5 protein-coding genes are annotated in these 5,523 nt (G+C 35.9%); all 5 read right to left on the reverse strand.

Going from position 1 to position 5,523, the window contains the following annotated elements; all coding sequences use genetic code 11:
• Window positions 1–201: 201 nt before the first annotated feature.
• Window positions 202–678, reverse strand: a complete 477-nt coding sequence (locus ACIQ2S_RS10705) for a YybH family protein (protein WP_396175805.1) — start codon at window positions 676–678, stop codon at window positions 202–204.
• A gap of 24 nt (window positions 679–702) precedes the next feature.
• The gene (locus ACIQ2S_RS10710) at window positions 703–867 is read right to left on the reverse strand and encodes a hypothetical protein (RefSeq protein WP_396175807.1); all 165 of its coding nucleotides are present in this window, start codon (window positions 865–867) and stop codon (window positions 703–705) included.
• A 188-nt stretch (window positions 868–1,055) separates the two neighbouring features.
• Window positions 1,056–2,780, reverse strand: coding sequence for an ATP-binding protein (locus ACIQ2S_RS10715; RefSeq protein WP_396175809.1), 1,725 nt, complete (start codon window positions 2,778–2,780; stop codon window positions 1,056–1,058).
• Between the two features lie 14 nt (window positions 2,781–2,794).
• Window positions 2,795–3,829, reverse strand: a complete 1,035-nt coding sequence (locus tag ACIQ2S_RS10720) for an SIR2 family protein (RefSeq protein ID WP_396175811.1) — start codon at window positions 3,827–3,829, stop codon at window positions 2,795–2,797.
• A gap of 9 nt (window positions 3,830–3,838) precedes the next feature.
• A complete protein-coding gene (locus tag ACIQ2S_RS10725) occupies window positions 3,839–5,503 on the reverse strand; it encodes an N-6 DNA methylase (protein WP_396175813.1) in 1,665 nt (554 codons plus the stop codon).
• Window positions 5,504–5,523: the final 20 nt, after the last annotated feature.

The following is a 5,523-nucleotide window of genomic DNA, read 5'->3' on the forward strand; positions in this document are numbered from 1 at the left end:
AAGCCACCCGAGGCGCAGGAACCATGCAAAACCCTCCCGGGCATTGTAAAAAAAAGTCTCCAAAACCTTCTCAGGGAGACACTCCAAACCACGACAACCCCATAACAAAAAAAACCGAGCGCTGAGGCCCGGTTCCGTGCAACACAGGCTTCATCGTTTGCCGTTCCGGCTACGACGAAGCCTTATCTGTTAGAGCCAGTTTTATTTATTCCCTTCAAGTTGTCTTTGATAATACTCTGCGTCATAAGTTCCGATTGACTTTTGAACAAGTCCTTGGTCGTTCATAGTCCATTCCTCAAATCCGCTGAAATCAACTTTATTTCCAGTTCCTCCAGGTCCAGTATTTGTTCCTTTAAAAGTCCAATAATATCTATACGTTCCATTGCCGACTGTTAAACTGTCCATAGTTAATTCAATATCAGGAAATGCCTCCATATAGGATTGAGCAGTTTCTGCTAACTGTCTTCTTCCAACTGCTGGTTTTCCATTATTTACAGTCAGCATTCCGTCATCGGCATAAAATGAAGCCATTGTCTCTGGTTGTTTACTATTCCAAGCATCGGTGTATTTTTGACCAAATTGGACCATTTTGTCATATTCGGTATTTCCCGATTTACATCCTGTTATCATTGCTAAGATTATTGCAATCATCGTTACACTTGAGAATTTTGTTTTCATATTGTTGTTTTGTTTAAATTGGCTCTAACGTTTTCGGGCTTGGCGAAGGTGGCGATTTTCACCACAAATGTTGATGCGGAGAACCAAACTTTGATTAACCACAAATGTGTCTGCGGAGCACTGAACCGCCACTTTTGCCAAACCCGTGTTACCAGCTGGCGTTCTGTCTGTCGAGTTACTGTAGCCCATATCTGTCGTTGGTTTCGCTGTCTTTTGTGTCGGCTGTGCGGTCGCGGGTTTAAAAATTTTTAGAAGGGAAGGAAATTTTAAAAAATAATTTTTCTGAGGTAGGAGAAAAAAATACTCTCTTAAAAACTTTGGTTCGCAGCGTTGACTTGCAGCGGTTTTTAAGAGTGTATTTTTTTGTGCGTTAGCTTTTATTTTACTTGTTGGCTTCTCCATGCGTCTAATACTGGTGCAAACTTTATTTCTTCATGAGGTAAATTCCATTCCTTGTAAAAGGAAGTATCATCACTATTTGGTGTTGGGTTCGGTCTGTGAACTTTTATTCTTGTAGGCATGATTACAGAATCTCCCAACAAAATACATTCTCCTCGTCTAAGGTTTGAAAACATACTTACAATTCCTCTTATTGAATCAGGCAGCAAACTTTTTACATACACTTGGTCTTCTGGATTTGAAATTCTTAGACAAAGAAATGTGTTACACTGCGACAAGATTGTTGATGAAACTTCTCTTGGTCTTTGACTAATTACTGTTAAGCTAATGCCGTATTTTCTTCCTTCCTTAGAAATTCTTTCTGCTGATAATCTTGCTGCTTCTGAATTCGGGTCTTTGTCGTTAAAGTAAATATGTGCTTCATCGCAAAAAACGGAAATAGGATATGCTTTTGAGTTTACTTTTTTATACCAGTAGGAGAAATCAAACATACACCTTAGTATCAAAGAAATTACAGAATTGCGAACATCAAATGGAATCGCACTCATATCAATCACAACAATTTTCTTCGGGGAAGTTTCCTCTCCTAAAATTTTGCGAAACAAAACTTCCATTGAAGCCGATGTATTGTAAGTTGTAGGTTTAAAAATCAAATCATACCTTTTGTCATTCAAACGGGAATCAATTCGCATAAGTAATCTTGTAAAGTCACCACTTAACGGTCCCTTTATCTGCTTTCCGCTTGAACCAGTAACCGTCTGAACATCTAATTCCCTGAATTTATCAATTATGCTACTAAAGTCAAAGTAAACAGGAGTGTCAATTGTGATTTTAGGAATTCCTAAAGATATATTCTCAGCATGACTCTCTTTTGCCGCTTGTAATAACTCTTTGAATTTTGCAATTTGATTTGGTGCTGCTGATTCTGTTCTGTCAACCATCAACCCTAAAAGTTCATCGCTTTTCATCAGCCAATAAGGAAACTCTAAATCACCTGCATTGATGTATTCTGCATCAGCACCGAAAACACTTTTGCCATCACTACTTTGTTTGTATTCACCATGCAAGTCAAATAATACAACTGTTGATTTTGGAAATTTTGAAATGCTTTGAAGTAGTGAAGCAACTGTCCAAGACTTTCCGCCACCTGTTTGACCTAATACTGCTGCATGTCTTGAGAGAAAAGAATCAAGATTGATTTTTGCATCCTGATTCTTAATTAAGGAAAGTTCACCAATTGAAAAATTTCCTTCGGCAAATGATTCATAAACCTTATCAATTACATCTGGCAAAACAGCAAACACATCGTTGTTTACAGTTGGTAATAGGTCAGTTCCTCGCTCAAATTTTCCAGTGGCATCAATCGTTCCAACAGGAATTACAGAAATAATTCTAAGTGGACTTTGAATTAAATATTCGTCTGCACTTTCAGCTTTCTTTAGGTCGCTACTTAGTGCTGATGTTTCTTTCATTGAAATGTCTGTAATCATTGAAAGCAGCATTCCGTTTGGAATTGAAACCATAACAAAAGTTCCTGGTTGTCCTATCAAAACTGGAGTCGGACCAGCCGATGTGTCAACTGTTACATTCATATTTTGAGGAACACCATAAACGGTTTCCTCAGAATCAGAATGGTCAAAAAGTGATATGTTGATTGTATCGCCTGATACAGTTATTACTTTTCCAATTTTATAGTCTTCCATTTTTATTGTGATTCTTAATTAAATAATTCTACAAATTTCTTGAAGTCCCAAAGGTCATAGCTACCGCTATAATCTTTCCCTAAGTAATGCAGTATATCATTTACCAAATAATGAAAACTTGCATGGTCTTTCAGTTTTAAGATTTCTGGTGTTTCATCTTTTGCTAAAGCAAAAACTCGAAGGGAATTGTTACGGAGTTTTGGAAAAAATAAAATGTCGTTTATGTGTTCGTCTCTGTAACTGTAACCACATGAAACAATATACTTGCACTGCTTTCCAATTACTGATGAAGCATACCTAAAAAGTTTATCGTAAGGTGATTCCAGTGTTTCGGTCACCTTAGTTCTTTTTGGTAGAATCATACACCTGTCGTCTCTCTTGTCTTGATTGAAAGATTCTATTACATCATCACCATCCTTAAACCACGAAATTGAACCGTGTAACTTTATCAGCTTAATGTGTGGTTCATTGAAAGGTTCAAATCTCCTGTTTGAATTTATTTTACCGTAAGTCAGTTCAATTCTCTCAACATCAAAAAACCTTTGTACAATTCCTTCAAAGCCATTGTAAATAGGAATCTTCGCAATTGATGCAGCTAACTCAAATACTAAATCATAATTTGTTGTGAATATCCAAACAGATTCATTTCTATGCTGCATTAGCTTTTTCAAACCCTTCAAAAACTTCAAATGATATTCAAGATTTGGACTTGCCACTTCATTGATTACATCTACAATATGTTTTCGGATAGATTCCATTAGCAAATCAATCCCTACATAACCACCACTTGCTTTTGCCCGATTCAATATGTCAGATAGTAATTCAATATCTGGTTCGCCTTTGGCAACATTGAGGGTAACGCCTTCGGTCTTCAGAATTTTTTCTATCAACTCAATTTCAGTAGGTGAGAGTTTCTTCAATACATCAATTGTAAGTTGATAGGTTAAAGGATAACCGGCTGCAAACGAAGAACCAGCACCAAAGAAAAATCCTATTTGGCTGAGACCTGTAGTTGAGTTTGGAAATAAATCTGAAAGTGTTATGTCCATTATTGAATATTAGTTTTTCCTTCCATTCCTTCTACCAGCAAGTTTTTTCCAAATACCTCTAAGCATTTGAACTTCTGATTCAGAAAATTTAAGTTGTTTGATTAAAAGTTCTTTGTCAATTATGTCCATCACTTCTTCAATTTTTCGTTGGCGAATTAGTGTGTCAATTTTTTTGAAATCAATTTTATGAGTGCCTAAGAGTGGTAAGGGAATTTCTTCAATCTCTGTTGGTTCAAATGTCAGCACACCGCCTCCATAACTTCTTCCTAATATTTCTGAGAAAGCAAAAGTTAGTGAGTTGAGATAGGACAGTGCAATGTTTTCAGGTTTAACTTTTGTTTTAAAACGAACTCTGTGGATCGTATCTGTCGAAGATGCGTTAGTCTTGTTCAAAATAAGTTTCGGGTAATCTCCAACCTGCCTTAAAACAAAAGCATCAGGAGACCACATGGAAGGCGTGATATACCAGTTTTTACGAATTCTACATTTGTATCCAGTGTTAAAGCCCATTTCCTCACCGTAAGCAATGTATTCACGACAAACTTTAGGAAGTAAAGAATATTCCTTGTTTTCGGGTAAAAAAAGATGAGCTGGACAGTTGTCATCAGAATTATTTTCAAAATCTTCTTCAGAAAAAACAATGCCTTTAAAGTGATTTGACTTACTAACAACTTTCGTTGTATGTCCTTTTAGTTTCCATTTTGAAACAAGTTCTTTGCTCAGCATAAAGAATTCATTTCGTCCAGTTACAATTCCAACATCAACTTCCATTATGTGAGAACATGGTTTTATTCTAGCATCTTTTTTTATTTTTCTGAGAAGTTGGATTTCGGTTTCATCTAAAAAATATTTCGTCCACTTCTCGGTTGAATGTTCAAGAGCTTTTACATCTGATTTCTGAACCTTGCTAACTTCAATTGAATTTAGTTCACTCAGATTGTTCAATTCCAATACTCTGATTCCTTTGTTGGTTGTTACATCTTTTTCGCAAAGCATTAAAACAATTTCCTGTTGTATGTCTGCGAAAACAAGTTTTTTAAATGTTACAATTGTGATTCGTGAAAAAAACTTTGAGAGAAACACTCTTGTTTCAGCAGCATATTTTACCTGAAATAGTTCGGCTGGAATTACCATCGCCAATTTTCCAAAACGATTTAATTTACTTGCTGAGATTACAAGAAACGGAACCCAAATGTTTGTAAGTTTATTTGGTTTCAGATTCATTTCTTCCATCATCTTAAAGGCAACTTCTCGATGTTCCTCTGGAAAATTCTGATAACGGATAAAAGGCGGATTACCAACAACTACATCAAAGTGTGCTTCTCCATTTGCATTTGAAATGTAATTGAAAAAATCTGTGTTTAGAATTGTGGTTGAATTCAAACCATATTTTGCTGCTCTTGCTTTTGATTTATTCGCTTCGTTTTCTACCAATTCAATTCCCTTTATTAGTCCAAACAAATTCTTTTCAGAAACCCCAAGTTCTTTGAATCTGCGAATGGCAGATTCAATAAAATTTCCATCACCACAACTTGGCTCTAAAACTTTTTGAGTTGGTTTTGTAATTGCCCATTTGCAGATAAAATCTGTTATTGCTTGTGGTGTGTAGTAACCTCCACGAAGTTTTTTTGAATCAATATTCTCAATTATTTCAGTTGCCATTTTAATCTTCATTTAGTTCGTTGTTTAATTCT

It is taken from the genome of Flavobacterium sp. (assembly GCF_044371705.1).
Classification (GTDB): Bacteria; Bacteroidota; Bacteroidia; order Flavobacteriales; family Flavobacteriaceae; genus Flavobacterium.

Coding starts and splice junctions, on each gene's coding strand:
- ACIQ2S_RS10705 (WP_396175805.1), bottom strand. CDS start 678: ATGAAAACAAAATTCTCAAGTGTAACGATGATTGCAATAATCTTAGCA.
- ACIQ2S_RS10710 (WP_396175807.1), bottom strand. CDS start 867: ATGGGCTACAGTAACTCGACAGACAGAACGCCAGCTGGTAACACGGGT.
- ACIQ2S_RS10715 (WP_396175809.1), bottom strand. CDS start 2,780: ATGGAAGACTATAAAATTGGAAAAGTAATAACTGTATCAGGCGATACA.
- ACIQ2S_RS10720 (WP_396175811.1), bottom strand. CDS start 3,829: ATGGACATAACACTTTCAGATTTATTTCCAAACTCAACTACAGGTCTC.
- ACIQ2S_RS10725 (WP_396175813.1), bottom strand. CDS start 5,503: ATGAAGATTAAAATGGCAACTGAAATAATTGAGAATATTGATTCAAAA.